Here is a 20,792-nt window from a genome sequence, read left to right on the forward strand (position 1 = left end):
TGCAACCTCAGCAGGTTCGCAAGCCCAGCCACCTGGCAGAACAGGGACCTGGGCGATGATGCCTGTGGGATCAACGGGAGTCACGCACTAACGATGTCTGGAGCCAACGACTCGTACGACCCGAAAGAGGTCGCCGCGCTGTCGCCGGAGACGCTGGACGCCGCGGTCGACGAGGCCAAGAAGGCCTTCGTCGCCGCCGCCGATCTGGACGAGCTGGCGTCGGTCAAGCCCGCTCACCTCGGTGACCGCTCGCCGCTGCTGACCGCGCGCCGCGAGATCGGAGCGCTGCCGCCCAAGGCGCGTTCCGAGGCGGGCAAGCGCGTCAACCAGGCCCGCGAGGCCATCCAGGGCGCCTTCGACGAGCGCCGGGCCGTGCTGCAGGTCGAGCGCGACGAGCGAGTGCTCCGCGAGGAGTCCGTCGACGTGACGCTGCCGTGGGACCGCGTGCACACCGGCGCCCGGCACCCGATCACGCAGCTCGCCGAGCAGATCGAGGACACCTTCGTGGCCATGGGCTGGGAGGTCGCCGAAGGCCCCGAGCTGGAGGCCGAGTGGTTCAACTTCGACGCGTTGAACTTCGGCAAGGACCACCCGGCGCGGACCATGCAGGACACCTTCTACGTCGCGCCGGAGGACTCCGGCCTGGTGCTGCGCACGCACACCTCGCCGTCGCAGGTCCGGGCGCTGCTCAACCGCGAGCTGCCGGTGTACGTGGTCTGCCCCGGGCGCACCTTCCGCACCGACGAGCTCGACGCCACCCACACCCCGGTGTTCCACCAGGTCGAGGGCTTGGCGGTGGACAAGGGCCTGACCATGGCGCACCTCAAGGGCACCCTGGACGCCTTCGCGCGCTCGATGTTCGGCCCCGAGTCCACGACCCGGTTGCGGCCGTCGTACTTCCCGTTCACCGAGCCGTCGGCCGAGATGGACATCTGGTTCCCGGAGAAGAAGGGCGGCGCCGGCTGGGTCGAGTGGGGTGGCTGCGGCATGGTCAACCCCAACGTGCTGCGCGCCAGCGGTGTCGACCCCGAGGTCTACACCGGCTTCGCGTTCGGCATGGGGATCGAGCGGACCCTGATGTTCCGCAACGGCATCCCGGACATGCGCGACATGGTCGAAGGCGACGTCCGCTTCACCGAGCCGTTCGGCATCTAGCCACCCATCACGACGTCCCCGACATCACTTACCTGAACGAGAGAAGGGCCTGACCAAGTGCGGATTCCGGTTTCCTGGCTGGCCGAGCACCTTGAGCTGCCCGAGGAGACGACCGCGGAGACGCTGGCAGAGGCGTTCATCCGGATCGGGTTGGAGGTCGAGGAGGTCGAGCACCTGACGCAGGTGCGCGGCCCGCTCGTGGCCGGCCGAGTCGCCGAGATCGAAGAACTCACCGAGTTCAAGAAGCCGATCCGGTACTGCAAGGTCGAGATCGGTGCCTCCGAAGACGGTGCTCCGGAGGAGGGCGAGCAGAAGCTGCAGAACATCATCTGCGGTGCCCGCAACTTCTCCGAGGGCGACCTGGTCGTCGTCGCGCTGCCCGGCACGGTGCTGCCCGGCGGCTTCGAGATCAGCTCCCGCAAGACCTACGGCAAGATCAGCGAGGGCATGATCTGCTCCGCCAAGGAGCTGGGCCTCGGCGAGGACCACGACGGCATCCTGGTGCTGCCGCCCGGTTCGGCCGACCCCGGTGACGACGCGGTGCAGCTGGTCGGTCTCGACGACTCGATCATCGAGCTGGCCATCACGCCCGACCGCGGCTACTGCTTCTCGGTGCGCGGGCTGGCCCGCGAGCTGTCCAACGCGCTGGACGTGCCGTTCGGCGACCCGGGCACCCGCCCGGTCCCGGAGGACGACAAGCCCTCGCGCGGCGTCGAGCTGCGGGACGCGCAGGCGTGCTCGCGGTTCGTGCTGCGCCGGGTCACCGGCGTGGACCCGACGGCGCCGAGCCCGTGGTGGATGCGCCGCCGCCTCGCGCTGGCCGGCATCCGCTCGATCTCGCTGTCGGTGGACGTCACCAACTACGTGATGCTGGAGCTCGGTCAGCCGCTGCACGCCTTCGACACCACGAAGGTGACCGGTGACCTGGTGGTCCGCCACGCCGAGAGCGGCGAGAAGCTGACCACTCTGGACGGTCAGGTCCGCGCCCTCGACGCCGACGACATCGTGATCGCCGACGACTCCGGCGTGGTGTCGCTGGCCGGTGTCATGGGCGGCGAGAGCACCGAGATCGGTGACGGCACGCACGACGTGCTGATCGAGGCGGCGAACTGGGACCCGGCGAACATCGCCCGCACCATCCGCCGCCACAAGCTGCCGAGCGAGGCGGGCAAGCGCTTCGAGCGCACGGTGGACCCGGCGGTGGCGCCGGTGGCCGTCGAGCTCGCCGCGCAGCTGCTGGTCCGCTACGGCGACGGCACCATCGCGCCGGGCCGCACCGACGTGGGCGAGCCGAAGGCCCCGGCGGCGGTGACGATGCCGCTGGCGCTGCCGGACAAGGTCGCCGGGGTCTCCTACGAGCGCGGCGTGACCGCGCGGCGGTTGACCCAGATCGGCTGCAAGATCGACCTGAGCACCTCCGACGAGGGCGTCGGTCTGATCACCGCGACCCCGCCGTCCTGGCGACCGGACCTGACGCAGCCGTTCGACCTGGTCGAGGAGGTGCTGCGGCTGGAGGGCTACCACACGATCCCGTCGGTGCTGCCCTCCGCGCCGCCCGGTCGCGGCCTGTCGGCGGCGCAGCGCCGCAAGCGCGCGGTGTCGCGAGCCCTGGCCGGTGCCGGTTACGTCGAGGTGCTGCCCTTCCCGTTCACCGGCTACGAGATGCTCGACGCCTTCGGTCTCGCCGAGGACGACGAGCGCCGCCGCACGGTGAGCGTGCTCAACGCGCTGGAGAGCGACAAGTCGCAGCTGACCACGACGCTGCTGACGGGCCTGCTGGACACCCTGCAGCGCAACGTCTCCCGTGGTCACCGCGACGTCGCGCTGTTCCACATCGGACAGATCAGCCAGCCGTCGGCGGACCAGCCCGCGGTGCCGGCGGTCGGTGTCGAGGGACGTCCCACCGACGAGCAGCTCGCCGGGCTGCTGGCTGCCCTGCCCGCGCAGCCCACGCGGGTCGCAACGGTCCTGGCCGGTCAGCGCGAGCAGGCCGGCTGGTGGGGCAAGGGCCGTGCCGCCGACTGGGCGGACGCGATCCAGGCGGCTCGCGTGGTGGCTTCGGCCGCCGGTGTCGAGCTGGCGGTCCGCAACGCCGAGCACGCCCCGTGGCACCCGGGCCGCTGCGCCGAGCTGCTGGTCGGCGAGACGGTCGTGGGCCACGCCGGTGAGCTGCACCCGAAGGTCGTCGAGGCGCTGGGCCTGCCCAAGCGCACCAGCGCGATGGAGCTCGACCTCGACGCGCTGCCGCTGGTCGAGCGCCGCGCGGCCCCGGACATCTCGGCCTACCCGCCGGTGCTGATGGACGTGGCGCTGGTCGTCGACTCGTCGACCGCGGCCTCCGACGTGGTCGAGGCGGTCCGCGCCGGCGGCGGCGAGCTGCTGGAGGACGTCCGCCTCTTCGACGTCTACGCGGGCGAGCAGCTCGGCGAGGGCAAGAAGTCGCTGGCCCTGGCCCTGCGGTTCCGAGCCCCCGACCGCACCCTCAAGCAGGAGGAAGCCACCGAGGCCCGGGACGCAGCGGTCAAGTCCGCAGCAGACCGCCTCGGCGCCACCCTCCGCGCCTGAGACACGACTAATGACAGCGATCCCCGGATTCCATTCCGGGGGCCGCTGTCATTCCCTGCTTCTCAGCTCTTGGTGAGATCGCGTGGGTCGTTCCTCACCAAGGTGAGCAGGTCGTTGAGAACGGCAACTACGACGTTCCACGCGATGCGGACGGTGTCATCCTTAGGCGAGTAAGACTGAGTCCACTGCTTTTTGGGATGCACGAGATTACGATGGTTGCGAAGCACGTGGGCGTAGTCGGAGAGATCCGTTGCGAACCAGCCCTTGCTCTGGGCCAGGTTGATCAGTGTCTCCAGGTTGTCTACGGGTTTCTTACCCGTACCGTCGTGCCTGCTGATCGCGACGTCATACAGCACGCCCTCGAGCACGCTGCCTAGCATGATAATCGCAGCCGTTGGAGCTCCGGACGTCCAGCAGATGTGTGCCTCGCCCAGCCGGGCTTGAAGCTGTTCCCCGAGCTCATCGACGCTCACGATCTCGGCGAGATTCCCAGTCAGCGCCAGCGGTGTCTCGCTGAGCGGGCGCGAGAAGCTTGCTGTGGCTTCAACGAGTTCTGGCGTGTTCCCGGAGTGTTTGACCTGGTATCCCTCCACAGCGAGGAGCTCATTGAGCTCGGAGACTACCGCGTTCCATACCTCCGGCGCGCCGAGGTATTCACGAGGGTCGGCCAGGCGCAGGATCACGGCGCGTATCGAGCCTGGATGGTGCCGATGGTTCTCGAACTGTTCGAGCACGTAATCCTTCCGGTAGCCCTCATATTCGCCGACATCGGAAAGACCCGCTGATTTAAAGAACTTCTCGAGCTCACGTCCAGTCCGGTAGTGGGGTGCGCTGTCGTCGCCGTAGATCAACCAAGCGATCTCCTCCAGAACGTTGTCGTCCAGGAACGGCTCGGCCTCGTGCTGTTTCGTCAAGGGGTCTCCTCGTCTTCATCGTTGTCCAGGTCGACGGGCTTCCACTCACCGGCGCCGTCTTCGCGGTGGCCTGGTTCGATGCCCTTGACACGCAAGGCGCCCCAGACCCGTTCGAGCTCACGTTCCGGATCAGCGACGTACTCACTCTCACGCACCCGGATGGTCGTCCACTTCATGCGCTTGAGCTCACGATCACGTCGGGCGTCGTTGTCCTGCTGCTCGACTGAGGAGTGCCAGTAGGTGCCGTCGCATTCGACGGCAAGACGGCCGTTATCGCCCACCACGACGAGGTCCAACCGCCGCGAACCCACCGGGTACTGCGGGACGACGTGATAGCCCCGTTGCTTGAGAGCCAGGAACACGCGCTGCTCGAAGAGGGAGTCGAAGGATTTGTGGGGTTGGTTCGGGAGGACCTCGTCGAGCGTCGGCGACTTCCCGAAGGCCGATGGCGGGTTGAGCATGTAGGAGAGGAGCGAGAGACGAAGATCGTTGAGTTTGAACTGTTCTGGCCGCAACGAGGTGAACAGCCACATCTGATCGCGGGCCCGACTCGCGGCTACGTTGAAAGCCTGACGGTACGACTCGGCACCGATCCGGTTCGGTGGTTCCGCCACCACGAAGGACAGCATCACGACGTCACGCTCGTCCCCCTGGAAGTTCGGTGCGGTTCCGACGCGGATAGTGCGCTCGTGCCGTTCTTCCGGGCTGAATTCGTCGTGGATCAGCTTCTCCAGGTACTGGATGTGAGCAGTGGCGTTTCGGAGCACGACGACGCCGAAGGACTTGCCGTGGTAGGCGGGATCGTCGACGCACTTGCGCAGCGTGGTGACGATCTCCTGGGCTTCGGTCTCGTTCTTGATTCGCGTTTCCCGTCCCGAGGTCACGGCGTTGTCGACGTGGGTGACCTTGAGAGCCGGCAGCGCATCCTGTTCGCGCTCACGGAGGGCGATGAGGCCGGACTGCCCGGATCCGTCGTCGTAGAACTGATCGGACGGCCACTTGATGATCTCCGGAACGCAGCGGAAATGTTCTCGGAGCCGGATGAGCGCGTTCTTCCCCGAGCGAGCGGAAAGCACCTCGTAAAGGTGGGACTTGGGGGTGTAGATCCGTCGGATGTCCTCCGGGATGTCCGCGAGATGCTCGTCCAGCTGGGCGAAGGCCGTGTCGAGCCGACCCATTGCGCCCGAGCCGGGAGTGCACTGCTTGTCGTCACCCACGACGATCACACGTGGAGCCATCCAGAGCAGGTAAAGGTGCTCGATACCGACCTGGCTCGCCTCGTCGACGATGACGACGTCGAACCTGTCGCGTTGCGGCGAGATATTCTCCAGCAGGTTGGGCAGTGGGACGACCCACGCGGGGACGGCGTCCTGCGCTTTTGACATCGCGACTCGTGCGGCTCGTCGGAACTCCCGGACCTTCGATCCGGTCCCTGCCCCGATGTTGGAGATGTGCGCTCGGTATGCGTTGAGAGCCCGGACGTGGTCCTCGCTCATCTTGGTGAGGCACTTGTGCATCGCCTCGGTCGCCGCTAGTTCTTCGGTGACGTGGTTCAGGCGGTCCTCGGTTCTGTCGAACTCGTCGGTGAGCCGGCGTTCCTCGTCAGCATCACGCCGTTGCCGGACGAATTGATCGGCCTTGGACCATGCCCAGGCAGCCCGGACGTCACGTTCGTGCCACCGGGGATCCGCAGGGTTCTTCGACCACATGTCCGCGAGCTCTGGGTGTACGGCGCGCAAGGTCCGGAGCAACTTCTCGCAGCGAATTTCGTCGTCGCGTTCAGTTCGGGCGGTTTCGAGCTCGGTGAGCAGATGCGCGTAGCGTTCTGGATCACGGTCGCCGATCGAGATCAGCAAGCTCGCCAGTTCCGGGCACGCGAGCGGTTGCTTGGCCCATTCGTCGACACGGCGGTAGAGAGCGTCCACTCGTTTCCGTGCGGCTTCCAGCTTCAACTGGCGCTTGGCAGCGGGAACCGAGCGCAACACATTCAAGAAGGTCGGCAGGTCGGGCATCGTGAGGTCGATGCGGTTGTCGCGCAACGTCTCGGCGGTCAGGTCGAAGATCTTCCCGAGTTCGTCGACTCCGTGGAGCACGTCGAAGTGGTCCGCGAGCGCGGAGAGCACCACGGTGACCTGACCCGCTTCGATCACAACTCCAACGTCGGACCACTTGTCCGCGAGTTGCATCACGGCGATCTCGGCCTCGATGCGGTCGAGGACAGCCGACAGTTGTTCGGTGGTGCTCGGCACAGCACCGTCCACCTTCACGGTGTCCAGCAGGTCTTGAGCGGCCTTCTGGGCTTTGCTCCGGGCGAAACGACGCAGTGTGCCGCCGGCCCTGAAGTGTTCGAGCAAGAGCTTCCCGTCGCGGAGCCAGCCGCGTGCTTGACCAAGATTGGCTTGAGTGATCTCCGGCTTGTCGATGACGTAACCGGTTCCTTGGCTGCGCAGGCGCGACTGCAGCTGCTCGGGCTCGGACCGCACCTCGTGCAGGTGGGACCACAATCCCCCGTGACGACCGGCGAGCCGGTCTCGCACCGCCTTGTTCGCCCAGTCGGGTTCGAAGCGGTCCTCATCGGGGAGATATCCGCACTGGCGCAGGGTGTTCTCGGCGTCCCGCAGCAACCGTTCCAGGAATTCCAGCGCGGGCTCAGGGAGCGCGACGAGTGCCTTGCTCGGTCCGTTCGCCGCTTCTTCCGCCGCTTGCCGGGCGACCTCCTCGTCGCGAACGTGGCCGGCCAATTCGCTCGGCGAGGGGAGATCAGCGGGGCCTGGGATCTCCTGGTTGAGACGTTGTGCGCGGTTCTCGGTCCGCGCGGCGAGCAGGTTCCGGAGCGTGACTAGGTCGTCCGCGCTGAGCGGAGGTACGTCCTGGGCCGACGACGGGACGTCCGGCATCCACTGGTGCTTGTCGCGGTTAACGAGGGATTCTCCGACGATTTCGGCCAAGGTCCCCCGATACTGGTCCGGCGAGTAGTTGGGGGCGACCGGTGGGAAATCGGCTTGTTCGGTCTGCCGGAGATCGGCGATCTTGTTGTTGAGCGCGACGGCTTCTTTCCGGAGCCGATCACGCTCCTGCTGCAGTACTGCGGATCTCTTGGCCAGGCTCTTGACGTCGGTCGAGGCCACTGCCTGCGACAACGCCTCCAAGCCCCGCTCGAATTCGATAGCTGCGTCCTTGCTGCCTCCGGTGAGCAGGACGCACAGCTTCCGGACCTCGTCCGGGATCTTTTCCCGCAACACCCGAAGCGCCTGGTCCTTCTGGCTCGTGACGAGGACCCGCTGGCCCTGGGCCAACAGCGCTGAGACCAGGTTTGCGATGGTGTGGGTCTTCCCAGTGCCCGGCGGGCCCTGCACCACTACTCCGGTTTCGGTGCGAAGCAGTTCGAGAACACGGGACTGCTCAGCGTTGGCGGCCAAGGGGAACAGCGGGTCGGCCCCCAGCACGTCGCCGTGGTCAGCACCTTGTGCGGTCAGCCAACCGTTGCGCTCCGCTGGTTCGGTGTCGAGGACGAGTTGCGACAGGCCCACCGGGACGGGAGCTCCGGGACGCCGCAGCTGTTCCCCGATGTGCTGGTAGGCATCCGCGACCAGAGCCTGCGTGCGGGGCTGCAGAAGCAGTGCGGGGGCTGGTGAGAACGTCAGCTGCTCGGGAACAGCCGAACCGTCGCCAACGCGCGCCTCGGATTCGGCGATGGGGCAGTCGAGAGCCGTTGCCGCCCACTTGCGGAGCGCTTGAATCGAAGCCCCAGCGGTAATCGGGTCGTCCCCTTCGAGAATCTCCTTCTTGGTGTCTCGTGCGCGGTCAGGTCTGTACTCGGACATCCGGTCGAACAACTCGCGGTCCTCGAGGCGTCGTTTACCGGGTACACGCGAGACCGAGATCGCGCCCGATTTGTCCAAGGTCGGAACAGCTTGCTCTACGAGCACGTGACGGAAGAGGTTTTGTCCGTTTTTCGTGCGCATTCCGTAGAGTCCGACGGCGATCACGAACTCGAACTCATCGTCTTGCTGTTCGAGTTTCCGGGCCGCCGTTTCCAGCTGCTCGTACAGAGTGCGGCGACGCCGTCTGACGTGCTCCTCTTCGGCCCATGCGCGCCATCGCGCGAGCCAGACGTCGTAGTTGCGCCGGAGCTGTGGCCCATCCGCCCTGGCGTCCGCGTCGAACGGTGAGCCGTCCTCGTTGCGCAGCTTCGGCTCCGGGCCAGTGGGCTCACCGGCTTCCTGCATGTCGATCAATGCATGCAGTTCAACGGGAATCGTGGGGACCGGCTTGCTGGGGGACGAGTGGACCTTGAGAAGCGTCTCGTCCGACGTGCGCGAAGCCGTGATACCGGGCGGAAGCTCATCGAGCCAGATTAGGGTTTCGGGTGCTTTCGCGTGAGATGAGGAAATGTCGTACAGCGGGTTGCGCCTCGCGGATTTCATCAGTTCTGCGAGGTAATCGACCAAGCTGGTGCTCTTCTGCAAAGCTTCGGAGGCTCGTCCGCCAGCAGACGCCATGAAGTCTCCTCGTGGATAGGCAACACAATAGAATGCAGACCTCGAGGGGGATGATCAAGACCGCGGCGCGGAAAAGGGGCGGATTCGCTCAATGTCGCCCGTTCGGACGATCTATGTCGCCGATGTTTTGGCGGGGCTCGTCGGTGTCAGTTGCTGCGGGGGAGGTGCTTGGTGGTGAAGGCCTCGGCGGTGAGGCCCATGATGACCAGGTGGAGCATGCCGTCGGAGAGGGAGTCCGGTTCGCTGGTGCGGCCTTCTTCGCGGAAGCCGAGCTTGCTGTGCAGCGCGAGCGAGGCGACGTTCTCCTGGTAGATGCCGACCTGGCACTTGCGGAACCTGCGGCGGCCGAACATGACCGCGAGCAGCGTGATGATCGCGTCGTCGGCGTAGCCGTGGCGCCGGTGCATCGGGCCGATGCCGACGCCGTAGCTGAACACGCCCGGTTCGTCGGCCTGGCTGGTGCACATCGAGCCGACGAGCACCTGGTCCCGGCGCGTTTCGATGGCGAGCTGGAAGTCGTCCGGCGAATCGGGGTGGTACGCGCGGTGCGCGGCCCAGTGCCGGTAGCCGTCGGTCTGCACGTACGGAGCGCGCGTGGGGTCCTGGTCGAAACCGGCCAGGATTCGTCTGTCGGCAGCGGCGACGCGTCGTAACAGCACCTGCCGCCCGACCCAGGACGACGTCGTGATCGGCGCCGGGCCGTGGCGGGCCCCCAGGTTCGGGTGCGGCGGGATCATCGTCATCGAACTCGATGATGCCCTCCCGGACCGACCGAATCCACAGGGGGGTCCACGTCGTGTGACCTTCTGCGAGCGCTGTGAAACTTCGATGACCCGGGAGTTACTCGGTGTCAACGCGCGAGCTGGAAACGTCGCCGTTAAGGGTGATTCCGAGGTGTTGGCGGGTGCGGATGATCGCGATCGGTCAGCGGTCGATGTTGCGGAGTGCTTCGCGTCGGGAGAGCGGCGAGAGGTCGTGGTTCTCGACGAACTCCTGGACCCAGCCGGGGTCGGTCTTGGCGTGCTCCCGCAACGCCCAGCCGATGGCCTTGCGGAGGAAGAAGTCCGGATCGTCGAGGTTCGCCTCGATGCTCCGCCGCAGCAGCTCGACGTCGGTGCGGTCCTTGGCGCGGAGCTGGGCGATGATCGACGTGCGGCGGCGCCAGCGGTCTTCGTCGGTGGACCAGCGCAGCAGCAGCGGGCGCACGACGTCCGGGTGGCTCAGCAGCAGCGGTCCGATCCGGCGGCTCGCCGTTTCGTCGACGAAATCCCACCAGGCTCCGGTGACCACCATCTCCTCGTAGAGCCCGAGCAACTCGGGATCTTGAAAACCCCGCTGCGCCCGGTGTCCCGTCACCGACAACGCGACGTACCGCTCCTCCCGGAAGCTCGCCTTCCGCCAGAGCTCCCGCGCGGAATCGATGAGGTCCTCCTGCTTCGCGAAGCGGAACCGCTCGCACAGCGCATCGACGATCCGCACGCGTGCGGGCTTGCGCACCCCGATGAACGGCATCTCCGACTTCATGTACCGCTGCATCGCGGGCGCGTCCTCCGCCACGGCGTGCTCGCGGAGCAGCCGCAACGCCGCCTCCCGGTACCCCGCGACCTCACCCACCCCGCCGATCCTGCCACCGGCCCCCGACGCCGCACCCCCGTGACCGGATTTCAGTGGAAGTCAGACTCCCGATTTCCACTGAAGTCAGACCTCCGATTTCAGTGGAAGTCCGGTCAACCCGGGTGGTCGGTGGCCGGGGGTCTGGGCTCGGTGCAGCGTCAGAGGTCGGGTGGGGACGTGACGTGGGAAACTGAGGTCGGCCCCGGAAAGCTGTTTGATTGATTTTGCATAGCAGTGCATAATCATCCGTATGACGGTGAGGGTTGCTGTAGCGGGTGCCAGTGGCTACGCGGGCGGAGAACTGCTCCGCCTTCTCCTGGCGCACCCCGAGGTCGAGATCGGCGCGCTGACGGCGGGAGGCAACGCGGGCAGCAAGCTCGGTCAGCACCACCCCAACCTGCTGCCCCTGGCCGACCGCGAGCTCACCGAGACCACCGCCGAGCAGCTGCGCGGCCACGACGTCGTGTTCCTCGCGCTGCCCCACGGCCACTCCGCGGCCATCGCCGCCGAGCTCGGCGAGGACGTCGTGGTCGTCGACTGCGGAGCCGACCACCGCCTCAACGACGCCGAGGACTGGACCCGCTGGTACGGCGGCGACCACCCCGGCACCTGGCCCTACGGCGTGCCCGAGCTCCCCGGTGCGCGCGACCGGCTGCGCGGCAGCAAGCGCGTCGCCGTCGCCGGCTGCTTCCCGACCGTCTCGTCGCTGGCGATCGTGCCCGCGCTGGCTGCGGGCATCGTCGAGCCCGACGTCGTGGTCACCGCGATCACGGGCACCTCCGGTGCGGGTCGCGCTCTCAAGCCGCACCTGCTCTCGGCCGAGGTCATGGGCTCGGCCAGCGTCTACGGCGTCGGCGGTGCCCACCGGCACACCCCCGAGTTGATCCAGAACCTCAGCGCCGCGGCGGGGGAGAAGGCCAAGGTCTCCTTCACGCCCGTGCTGGCCCCGATGGCGCGCGGCATCCTCGCCACCTGCTCGGCACCGCTGCGCGGCGGCGTCGATCCCGCAGCCGCCCGCAAGGTCTACCTCGACGCCTACGGCGACGAGCCGTTCGTCCACGTCCTGCCTGAAGGAGCCTGGCCGCAGACCTCGGCGACGCTCGGCGCCAACACCGTGCACCTGCAGGTCACCGTCGATCCCGACGCCGGTCGGTTGATCGTGGTCGGTGCCGAGGACAACCTCACCAAGGGCACCGCGGGCGGCGCCGTGCAGTGCATGAACCTCGCCCTCGGCCTGCCCGAGACCACCGGACTGCCCACCGCCGGCCTCGCGCCGTGAGTCCCGCCACCAGAACCGAGGAGAAGACATGAGCGTGACCGGTCCCGCCGGTTTCCGGGCGGCCGGGGTCGCCGCAGGCATCAAGGCAGCGGGGGCGCGCGATCTCGCACTCGTGGTCAACGACGGTCCGCAGCAGTCGGCGGCCGGCGTGTTCACCACGAACAAGGTCAAAGCCGCGCCGGTGCTGTGGTCGCAGCAGGTGCTGCAGGAGCGCAAGCTGCGCGCGATCGTGCTCAACTCCGGTTGCGCCAACGCCTGCACCGGACCGGGCGGTTTCCAGGACACCCACGCCACCGCGGAGAAGGTCGCCGACGTCCTCGGCGCCGGAGCGATCGAGGTCGCGGTCTGCTCGACCGGCCTGATCGGTGAGCGGCTGCCGATGGACGCGCTGCTGCCCGGCGTCGACACCGCCGCCAAGGCGCTCGACGCAGGTGAGCAGTCCGGCCTGGACGCCGCGACCGCCGTGCTGACCACCGACAGCAAGGCCAAGCAGGCTCACCACGCGCACGAGAACGGCTGGTCGATCGGCGGATTCGCCAAGGGCGCGGGCATGCTCGCGCCGAACATGGCCACCATGCTCAGCGTCATCACCACCGACGTGATGATCAGCGGCGCCCACCTCGACGAAGCGCTGCGAGCGGCGACCCGGGTCACCTTCGACCGGCTCGACGTCGACGGCGGCACCTCCACCAACGACACCGTGCTGGTGATGGCCTCCGGCGCCTCGGGCGTCGAAGCCTCCCAGGAGGAGTTCACCGCGCTGCTCACCGCCGTCTGCCAGGACCTGGTGCGCCAGCTGCAGGACGACGCCGAAGGCGCCACCAAGACCATCGACATCACCGTGCGCGGTGCCGTCAGCGAAGCGGACGCGGTGACCATCGGCCGGATCGTCGCCGAGGACAACCTGGTCAAGACCGCGATGTTCGGATCCGACCCGAACTGGGGCCGCATCGCCATGGCGCTAGGCCGCGCGCAGGCCGAGATCGACGTGGACAAGGTCGAGATCGCCACCAACGGGGTCACGCTCTACGCCCACGGCGCGACCGCCCGCGACCGCAGCGAGGCCGACCTGTCCGGGCGGCAGATCGAGATCGTCATCGACCTGCACCTCGGCGAGCACGCCGCCACGATCCTGTCCACCGACCTCTCCCACGACTACGTCGAAGAGAACAGCGCGTACTCCTCATGACCAGTGACACCAGCGATCGGCTGGCCACCGCGGCCGAGAAGGCCAGCGTCCTCGTCGAAGCGCTCCCGTGGCTGCAGCGCTTCAACGGCGCCACGGTGGTGATCAAGTACGGCGGCAACGCCATGATCGACGACGAGCTCAAGGCCGCGTTCGCGCAGGACATGGTGTTCCTGCGGCTCGCGGGCCTGCGTCCCGTCGTGGTGCACGGCGGCGGTCCGCAGATCACCTCGATGCTCGACCGGCTCGGCATGGAGGGCGAGTTCCGCGGCGGGTTGCGCGTGACCTCGCCGGAGACGATGGACGTCGTCCGGATGGTGCTGTTCGGGCAGGTCGGGCGAGAGCTCGTCGGCCTGATCAACCAGCACGGCCCCTACGCGGTCGGCATGTCCGGCGAGGACGCGCGGCTGTTCACCGCCGCCCGCCGCACCGCCACCGTCGACGGCGAAGCGGTCGACGTCGGGCTGGTCGGTGACGTCGTCGACGTCAACCCCGACGCCGTGCTTGACCTGATCAACGCAGGACGCATCCCGGTGGTGTCCACCGTGGCCCCCGACGCCGACGGCGTGGTGCACAACGTCAACGCCGACACCGCCGCCGGTGCGCTGGCGGTCGCGCTAGGGGCTGAGAAGCTCGTGGTGCTCACCGACGTCGAAGGTCTATACACCAACTGGCCGGACAAGTCGTCGCTGGTCAGCAGGCTCGACGTGGACCAGCTCGCGGAGCTGCTGCCGGACCTGGCCTCCGGGATGGTCCCGAAGATGGAAGCCTGCCTGCGCGCCGTGCGCGGGGGAGTGCCGCGCGCTCACGTCATCGACGGGCGGCTGGCGCATTCCGTCCTGCTCGAAGTCTTCACCAGTGCCGGAGTGGGAACCATGGTGTTCCCCGTCGAATCGGAGGACGCATGAGTGACGATTCCGCTTCCCACGCTCATGCCGGCCGACCGGGTGCGGGTGCCCCGCAAGAACACGGAGGACGCATGACCACCAACGCGACCGGGATGCAGCGCTGGCAGGCGTCCATGATGGACAACTACGGCACCCCGAAGCTGACCTTCGTCAGCGGTTCCGGTGCCGAGCTGACCGACGCCGACGGCAAGACCTACCTGGACTTCGTCAGCGGGATCGCCGTCAACGCCCTCGGCCACGCCCACCCCGCGATCGTCCAGGCGGTGTCCGAGCAGGTCGCCAAGCTGGGGCACGTCTCCAACCTCTACGTGCACGAGCTCGGTCTGACGCTGGCCGAGCGGCTGCTGGAGCTCGCCGGGGTGGCGGGCCAGGGGCGCGTGCTGTTCTGCAACTCCGGCGCGGAGGCCAACGAGACGGCGTTCAAGATCGCCCGGCTCACCGGACGTCCCAAGATCGTCGCCACCCAGGGCGGCTTCCACGGCCGCACCATGGGCGCGCTCGCGCTGACCGGACAGCCCGGCAAGCAGGAGCCGTTCGCGCCGATGCCCGCCGGTGTCGTGCACGTGCCCTACGGCGACGTCGCCGCTCTGGAGTCCGAAGTGGACGACAACACGGCCGCGGTGTTCCTGGAACCGATCCAGGGTGAGAACGGCGTCGTCGTCCCGCCCGAGGGATACCTGCGCGCCGCCCGCGAGATCGCTTCCCGCAACGGTGCGCTGCTGGTCCTCGACGAGGTGCAGACCGGCATCGGCCGCACCGGCTCGTGGTTCGCCTTCCAGCGCGAGGGCGTCACGCCCGATGTGATCACCCTGGCCAAGGGCCTCGGCGGCGGTCTGCCGATCGGCGCCTGCATCGGCGTCGGAAGCGCCGCCGACCTGCTGCACCCCGGTCAACACGGCACCACCTTCGGCGGTAACCCGATCGTGTGTGCGGCGGCTCTGGCAGTGCTCGACACCATCGCCTCCGAGGGGCTGCTCGACCACGTCGAACAGGTCGGCAAGGACCTCGTCAGCGGTGTGCACGCGCTCGGCCACCCGCTGGTTCGCGAGGTCCGCGGGACCGGTCTGCTGGTCGCCATCGGGCTCACCGAACCCGTCGCCGCCAAGGTCGCGGCCGCCGCCCAGGAACGCGGATACCTGGTCAACCCCATCCAGCCGGACGCCATCCGGCTGTGCCCGCCACTGGTGGTGCGCGGTGAGCAGGTGCAGCGACTGCTCGCCGACCTTCCCGAACTGCTCAACGCTGCCAAGGAGAACTGATGTCCCGGCACTTCCTCCGCGACGACGACCTCACGCCCGACGAGCAGGCCGAGGTGCTCGACCTCGCCGACGAGCTCAAGGCCGATCCGCTCGGCTCCGACGTGCTCAAGGGCAAGTCGATCGCGGTGCTCTTCGAGAAGAACTCCACCCGGACCCGCCTCTCCTTCGAGGTCGGCATTCACCAGCTCGGCGGGCAGCCGATCGTGGTGGACGGGCGGATGATGCAGCTCGGTCGCGAGGAGACCATCGAGGACACCTCGCGCGTGCTGTCCCGCTACGTCGACGCCGTCGTGTGGCGGACCTTCGCCCAGGCGCGCATCGACGCCATGGCCTCGGTCTCGCGCGGACCGGTGATCAACGCGCTCACCGACGAGTTCCACCCCTGCCAGGTCCTCGCCGACCTGCAGACCATCCGCGAACGCCACGGCAAGCTCGCCGGTCTGACTCTGACCTACCTCGGCGACGGCGCCAACAACATGGCGCACTCGCTGCTGGTCGGCGGCGTCACCGCGGGCATGCACGTGCGGATCGGCGCCCCCGAGGGCTTCCGCCCCGCCGAGTGGGTGCTGGAAGCGGCTCGCAAGCGCGCGGCGGAGACCGGCGGTTCCGTCGAGCTGCACAACACCCCGCAGGGATCCGTCGAAGGCGCCGACGTGCTGGTCACCGACGCGTGGACGTCGATGGGGCAGGAGAACGACGGCAAGGACCGGGTGAGCCCGTTCCGCCCGTACCAGGTCAACGCCGAACTGCTGGCCGCCACGGGCAAGTCCGACACGAGCGTGCTGCACTGCCTGCCCGCGCACCGCGGCCTGGAGATCACCGACGACGTGCTCGACGGACCCGCCAGCGCGGTGTTCGACGAGGCCGAGAACCGGCTGCACGCCCAGAAGGCCCTGCTGTCCTGGCTGGTGCGACGATCGTGAGCACGACCCGGGTCGCGCGGCAGGCGCGCATCGTCGAACTCGTGTCCTCGATGGACATCCGCAGCCAGACCGAACTGGCCAAGCTGCTCGGCGACGCCGGCATCGAGGTCACCCAGGCCACGCTGTCCAGGGACCTCGACGAGCTCGGCGCCGTCAAGCTGCGCGGCCCGGACGGCGGGGCGGCGGTCTACGTCATCCCGGAGGACGGCAGCCCGGTCCGAGGCGTCCAGGGCGGCACCTCGCGGCTGAGCCGCCTGCTCGGCGAGCTGCTGGCCGGTGCCGACGGCGCGGGCAACCTCACCGTCCTGCGGACACCGCCGGGCGCTGCCCAGTTCCTGGCCAGCGCCATCGATCGCGCTGCGCTCACCGAGGTCGTGGGCTCGATAGCGGGTGACGACACGGTCATGATCGTCGCCCGCGAGCCGTTGACCGGGCACGAGCTCGCCGAGCGCTTCACCGCGATGGCAGCGGGCGGCCTCCACGTCGAGGATGAGGCGTAGGGCAGTCTGGTCCGAGCTGTCCGGACATCAGGGACATCGAACGCGGGCGGTTCGACAGGAGAACTGCCCGGAAGCCAACCGAGAGAGCACCGAGGAACCGAACGTGACGCAGCAAGGCAGTGAGCCCACCAAGCTCTGGGGCGGCCGGTTCGCCTCCGGCCCGGCCGAGGCGATGGCCGCGCTGAGCCTGTCAACGCACTTCGACTGGCGACTGGCGCCCTACGACATCGCCGGATCGCGCGCCCACGCCCGAGTCCTCCACCGCGCCGGGCTGCTGACCCAGGACGAGCTCGACGCGATGCTCGCCGGGCTCGACACCCTCGCCGCCGACGTCGAATCCGGAGCTTTCACCCCGGTCATCGACGACGAGGACGTGCACACGGCCCTCGAACGCGGCCTGCTGGAACGCGTCGGTGCCGACCTCGGCGGCAAGCTGCGCGCCGGTCGGTCCCGGAACGACCAGGTCGCCACCCTGTTCCGGATGTGGCTGCGCGACGCCAACCGGCGCATCGCCGCGGGCGTCCTCGACGTCGTCGACGCGCTCGCCGGGCAGGCCGCCGCGCACCCGGACGCGGTGCTGCCCGGACGCACCCACCTGCAGCACGCCCAGCCGGTGCTGCTCGGGCACCACCTGCTCGCGCACTGCCAGGCGCTGCTGCGCGACGTCTCCCGCATCCGCGACTGGGACGCCCGCACCGCCTACTCGCCCTACGGCTCGGGTGCGCTGGCCGGTTCCTCGCTGAGCCTGGACCCGCAGGCCATCGCCGCCGACCTGGGCTTCCGGGGCGCCACCGACAACTCCATCGACGGCACCGCCTCCCGCGACTTCGCCGCCGAGGCCGCGTTCTGCCTGGCCATGCTCGGGGTCAACCTCTCCCGGATCGCCGAAGAGGTGATCATCTGGAACACCGCCGAGTTCGGCTACATCACCCTCGACGATGCCTGGGCCACCGGCAGTTCGATCATGCCGCAGAAGAAGAACCCCGACGTCGCCGAACTCGCCCGCGGCAAGTCCGGTCGGCTCATCGGCAACCTCTCGGGTCTGCTGAGCACCCTCAAAGCCCTCCCGCTGGCGTACAACCGGGACCTGCAGGAGGACAAGGAACCGGTCTTCGACTCGGTCGAGCAGCTGGACCTGCTGCTGCCCGCGATGAGCGGCATGCTCGGCACGCTGACCTTCCACACCGAGCGGATGGCCGAGCTCGCGCCCGCCGGGTTCACCCTCGCCACCGACATCGCCGAGTGGCTGGTGCGCCAGGGAGTCCCGTTCCGCGTCGCCCACGAGGCGTCGGGGGAGTGCGTGCGCACCGCCGAGACGCGCGGAGTCGGCCTGGACGAGCTCACCGACGCGGAACTGACCGCAGCTCACCCGGCGCTGACCCCGCAGGTCCGCGAGGTGCTGACGGTCTCGGGCTCCATCGAGTCCCGCGACTCGCACGGCGGCACCGCACCGAGCCGGGTCGCGGAGCAGCGCAAGCAGGTCGTGGCGGCCGTCGACGAGCACCGCGGGTGGCTGTCGGAGTGATCAACGTCAACGCGCTCCCGGTAGGGTGCTGAGCGTGGACCTGGTGACGAGCGACGAGCTGGCGCGCGACCCGTTGTGGGTCGCGCGTCGGCTGCTTGGCTGCGAGCTGCGGTCCAGCAGCCCCGAGGGCGAGGTCGGCGTGCGCCTGGTCGAGGTGGAGGCCTACCGGGGCACCGATGATCCGGCGTCGCACTGCTACCGGGGCCGGACCGAGCGCAACTCGGTCATGTTCGGCCCCGCCGGCCACCTCTACGTCTACTTCGTCTACGGGATGCACTTCTGCATCAACGTGGTGTGCATGACCGACGGTGTCCCCGGCGCGGTTCTGCTGCGCGCCGGGGAGATCACCACCGGCAGCGAGCTCGCTCGCAGCCGAAAGCCCGCCGCCCGCAAGGACGCCCAGCTGGCCAGCGGCCCTGCCCGGCTCGCCGGGGTCCTGGGCATCACCCGCGAGCACAACGGCGTCGACCTGACCTCGCCGGATTCGCCGGTCTGCCTCTACGACGGCACGCAGGTCGCCGAGGACGACATCCGCAGCGGCCCCCGCGTCGGCGTCGCCGCCGCCATGGACCTGCCGTGGCGGTCGTGGGTCGACGGCTCGGAGTCCGTCAGCGCCTACCGGCGCGGCGGGCGACGCCGGACCCGAGCCCGGACGTAAACCCGTTTGCGGGGATGAGCGAAACTGGACTGCGTGAGTGAGCACATCCTTGACGAGCTGGCCTGGCGCGGACTGATCGCGCAATCCACCGACCTCGACGCGCTGCGCCGAGACCTCGACACCGGCCCGCTCACTCTCTACGCGGGTTTCGACCCGACCGCGCCGAGCCTGCACGCCGGCCACCTGATCCCGATGCTGACGCTGCGCCGGTTCCAGCAGGCGGGCCACCGGCCCGTGGTGCTGGCGGGCGGGGCGACCGGTCTGATCGGTGATCCGCGCGACGTCGGCGAGCGCAACCTGCACGACGAGAGCACCGTCGCCGAGTGGACCGGCAAGATCCACGGCCAGCTGTCGACGTTCGTCGACTTCGACGACTCGCCGACCGGCGCGGTCATGGCCAACAACGCCGACTGGACCGCTGATCTGTCGGTCACCGCGTTCCTGCGCGACGTCGGCAAGCACTTCTCGGTGAACACGATGCTCGCGCGCGAGACGGTCAAGCGCCGGCTGGAGACCGACGGCATCTCCTACACCGAGTTCAGCTACATGCTGCTGCAGGCCAACGACTTCGTGCAGCTCTACCGCAAGCACGGCACCACGTTGCAGCTCGGCGGGTCCGACCAGTGGGGCAACATCATCGCCGGGGTGGACCTGATCCGGAAGCAGGAGAGCGCGGCGGCGCACGCGCTGACGCTGCCCCTGGTCACCGACTCGGAGGGACGCAAGTTCGGCAAGTCCACGGGCGGCGGGAACGTTTGGCTCGACCCGTCGCTGACCTCGCCCTACGCCTGGTACCAGTACTTCGTGAACGCCGCCGACGCCGACGTGCCCAACTACCTGCGGCTGTTCACCTTCCTCGACCGCGAGGAGATCGAGGAGCTGGAGAAGACCACGGCCGAGCGCCCGCAGCTGCGCGCGGGGCAGAAGCGGCTCGCCGAGGAGCTGACCACGCTGGTGCACGGCGAGGACCAGACCCGCAAGGTGATCGCCGCCAGCCAGGCGCTGTTCGGGCGTGGCGAGATCGCCGAGCTCGACGAGGCGACCCTGGACTCCGCCATGGCCGCGGTCCCGCAGGCCGAGGTGCGCCTGGCCGACGGACCGACGATCGTCGACCTGCTCGTCGAAACCGGTCTGGCCAACGGCAAGGGCGCTGCGCGACGCACCATCAAGGAGGGCGGCGCGTACGTCAACAACATCAAGATCGCGAGCGAGGACTGGGTTCCGAGCCAGGAGGACCTGCTGCACGGTCGTTGGCTGGTCGTCCGCCGCGGCAAGCGCCACACGGCCGGGGCCAAGGTCCTGAGCTGACACGGCCGCGAGCACTGGAACGGGGCGCTGACCTGCGGGTTCGCGCCCCGTTTTGCTTGAACACCCCCCCGGTTTGACCCCCGCGAAACAGACCGTGTAACTTATTCCAAGTCAGAGCGACACGGGCCGGGAAAACCGGGCCGGGCCTGATGCGGGGTTGCGAACCAAGCTCCTGTCTCCGGATGGTAGAGTGGGCGCCCCGACCGGGAAATCGAGAAAGTAAAAGCAAGCCAATCGGCTTGGGGATGCGGACGCGGTTTTCCACCCTGTTCTTTGATTGAAAATAGCGCTTGGTAAGCTGCCGGGCAGAATAGCGAGCCGAATTCGGCGGCACCGGATAAGGGTTACCCCCCTGGTGAGACCGAAAAAGGGCCTGCTAGTCTTCACTACAGCGAAAGCGCGAACGAGGAAATGACTCCCCGGAGTTCACGCCCTGGAAGTGGGGTTGTGGCGATGGTGTGGGTGTGTTCTTTGAGAACTCAACAGTGGACTGTTT

The 20,792-nt window shown here is 68.3% G+C and carries 15 protein-coding genes; 11 read left to right on the forward strand and 4 right to left on the reverse strand.

Translation table 11 applies throughout. The features are described 5' to 3' along the window. The first annotated feature begins 93 nt into the window (after nt 1-93). Both pheS and pheT read left to right on the forward strand, forming a co-directional pair. Entirely contained in the window at nt 94-1,155 is a 1,062-nt protein-coding gene (pheS, locus tag AB0J78_RS25580) for a phenylalanine--tRNA ligase subunit alpha (RefSeq protein WP_363793185.1), read from the forward strand. Nucleotides 1,156-1,212: 57 nt separating this feature from the next. Continuing rightward, nucleotides 1,213-3,720 carry a phenylalanine--tRNA ligase subunit beta gene (gene pheT, locus AB0J78_RS25585; protein WP_363793187.1) on the forward strand — a complete coding sequence of 836 codons (2,508 nt, stop codon included), beginning with the start codon at nt 1,213-1,215 and terminating at the stop codon, nt 3,718-3,720. Nucleotides 3,721-3,782: 62 nt separating this feature from the next. Here pheT and AB0J78_RS25590 read toward each other — a convergent pair whose 3' ends face one another. The 4 genes from AB0J78_RS25590 to AB0J78_RS25605 all read right to left on the reverse strand — a co-directional run bounded on the left by AB0J78_RS25590 (nt 3,783) and on the right by AB0J78_RS25605 (nt 10,750). Further along, nucleotides 3,783-4,634: a hypothetical protein gene (locus AB0J78_RS25590; protein ID WP_363793189.1), complete on the reverse strand. Its 852-nt coding sequence runs from the start codon at nt 4,632-4,634 to the stop codon at nt 3,783-3,785. After that, nucleotides 4,631-9,136 (reverse strand): AAA domain-containing protein, encoded by a 4,506-nt coding sequence (locus AB0J78_RS25595; RefSeq protein ID WP_363793191.1) that lies wholly within the window; start codon nt 9,134-9,136, stop codon nt 4,631-4,633. Before AB0J78_RS25595 ends, AB0J78_RS25590 begins: the two co-directional genes overlap by 4 nt. A 146-nt stretch (nt 9,137-9,282) precedes the next feature. Beyond that, nucleotides 9,283-9,879 (reverse strand): GNAT family N-acetyltransferase, encoded by a 597-nt coding sequence (locus tag AB0J78_RS25600; protein WP_363793193.1) that lies wholly within the window; start codon nt 9,877-9,879, stop codon nt 9,283-9,285. A gap of 181 nt (nt 9,880-10,060) precedes the next feature. After that, nucleotides 10,061-10,750: a DNA alkylation repair protein gene (locus tag AB0J78_RS25605; protein ID WP_363793195.1), complete on the reverse strand. Its 690-nt coding sequence runs from the start codon at nt 10,748-10,750 to the stop codon at nt 10,061-10,063. Nucleotides 10,751-11,000: 250 nt separating this feature from the next. Here AB0J78_RS25605 and argC point away from each other — a divergent pair, with 250 nt between their 5' ends. The 9 genes from argC to tyrS all read left to right on the forward strand — a co-directional run bounded on the left by argC (nt 11,001) and on the right by tyrS (nt 20,296). Then, nucleotides 11,001-12,029 (forward strand): N-acetyl-gamma-glutamyl-phosphate reductase, encoded by a 1,029-nt coding sequence (gene argC / locus AB0J78_RS25610; protein ID WP_363793197.1) that lies wholly within the window; start codon nt 11,001-11,003, stop codon nt 12,027-12,029. Nucleotides 12,030-12,057: 28 nt separating this feature from the next. Then, on the forward strand, nt 12,058-13,218 hold the full coding sequence (gene argJ / locus AB0J78_RS25615; RefSeq protein ID WP_363793199.1) for a bifunctional glutamate N-acetyltransferase/amino-acid acetyltransferase ArgJ: 1,161 nt from the start codon (nt 12,058-12,060) through the stop codon (nt 13,216-13,218). Next, nucleotides 13,215-14,123, forward strand: coding sequence for an acetylglutamate kinase (argB, locus tag AB0J78_RS25620; RefSeq protein ID WP_363793201.1), 909 nt, complete (start codon nt 13,215-13,217; stop codon nt 14,121-14,123). Before argJ ends, argB begins: the two co-directional genes overlap by 4 nt. Nucleotides 14,124-14,194: 71 nt before the next feature. After that, entirely contained in the window at nt 14,195-15,382 is a 1,188-nt protein-coding gene (locus AB0J78_RS25625) for an acetylornithine transaminase (protein ID WP_363793203.1), read from the forward strand. After that, nucleotides 15,382-16,305, forward strand: a complete 924-nt coding sequence (gene argF / locus AB0J78_RS25630) for an ornithine carbamoyltransferase (RefSeq protein WP_363793205.1) — start codon at nt 15,382-15,384, stop codon at nt 16,303-16,305. The genes AB0J78_RS25625 and argF overlap by 1 nt, the downstream gene beginning before the upstream one ends. Continuing rightward, nucleotides 16,302-16,805: an arginine repressor gene (locus tag AB0J78_RS25635; RefSeq protein WP_132675190.1), complete on the forward strand. Its 504-nt coding sequence runs from the start codon at nt 16,302-16,304 to the stop codon at nt 16,803-16,805. Before argF ends, AB0J78_RS25635 begins: the two co-directional genes overlap by 4 nt. Nucleotides 16,806-16,908: 103 nt before the next feature. Beyond that, entirely contained in the window at nt 16,909-18,330 is a 1,422-nt protein-coding gene (gene argH / locus AB0J78_RS25640) for an argininosuccinate lyase (protein WP_363793207.1), read from the forward strand. 43 nt (nt 18,331-18,373) lie between these two features. Then, on the forward strand, nt 18,374-18,988 hold the full coding sequence (locus AB0J78_RS25645; RefSeq protein ID WP_363793240.1) for a DNA-3-methyladenine glycosylase: 615 nt from the start codon (nt 18,374-18,376) through the stop codon (nt 18,986-18,988). 33 nt (nt 18,989-19,021) lie between these two features. Then, nucleotides 19,022-20,296, forward strand: coding sequence for a tyrosine--tRNA ligase (gene tyrS, locus AB0J78_RS25650; RefSeq protein WP_363793209.1), 1,275 nt, complete (start codon nt 19,022-19,024; stop codon nt 20,294-20,296). Nucleotides 20,297-20,792 lie beyond the last annotated feature (496 nt).

The sequence above is a fragment of the Saccharopolyspora sp. NPDC049426 genome (genome assembly GCF_040676935.1).
Lineage (GTDB): Bacteria > Actinomycetota > Actinomycetes > Mycobacteriales > Pseudonocardiaceae > Saccharopolyspora.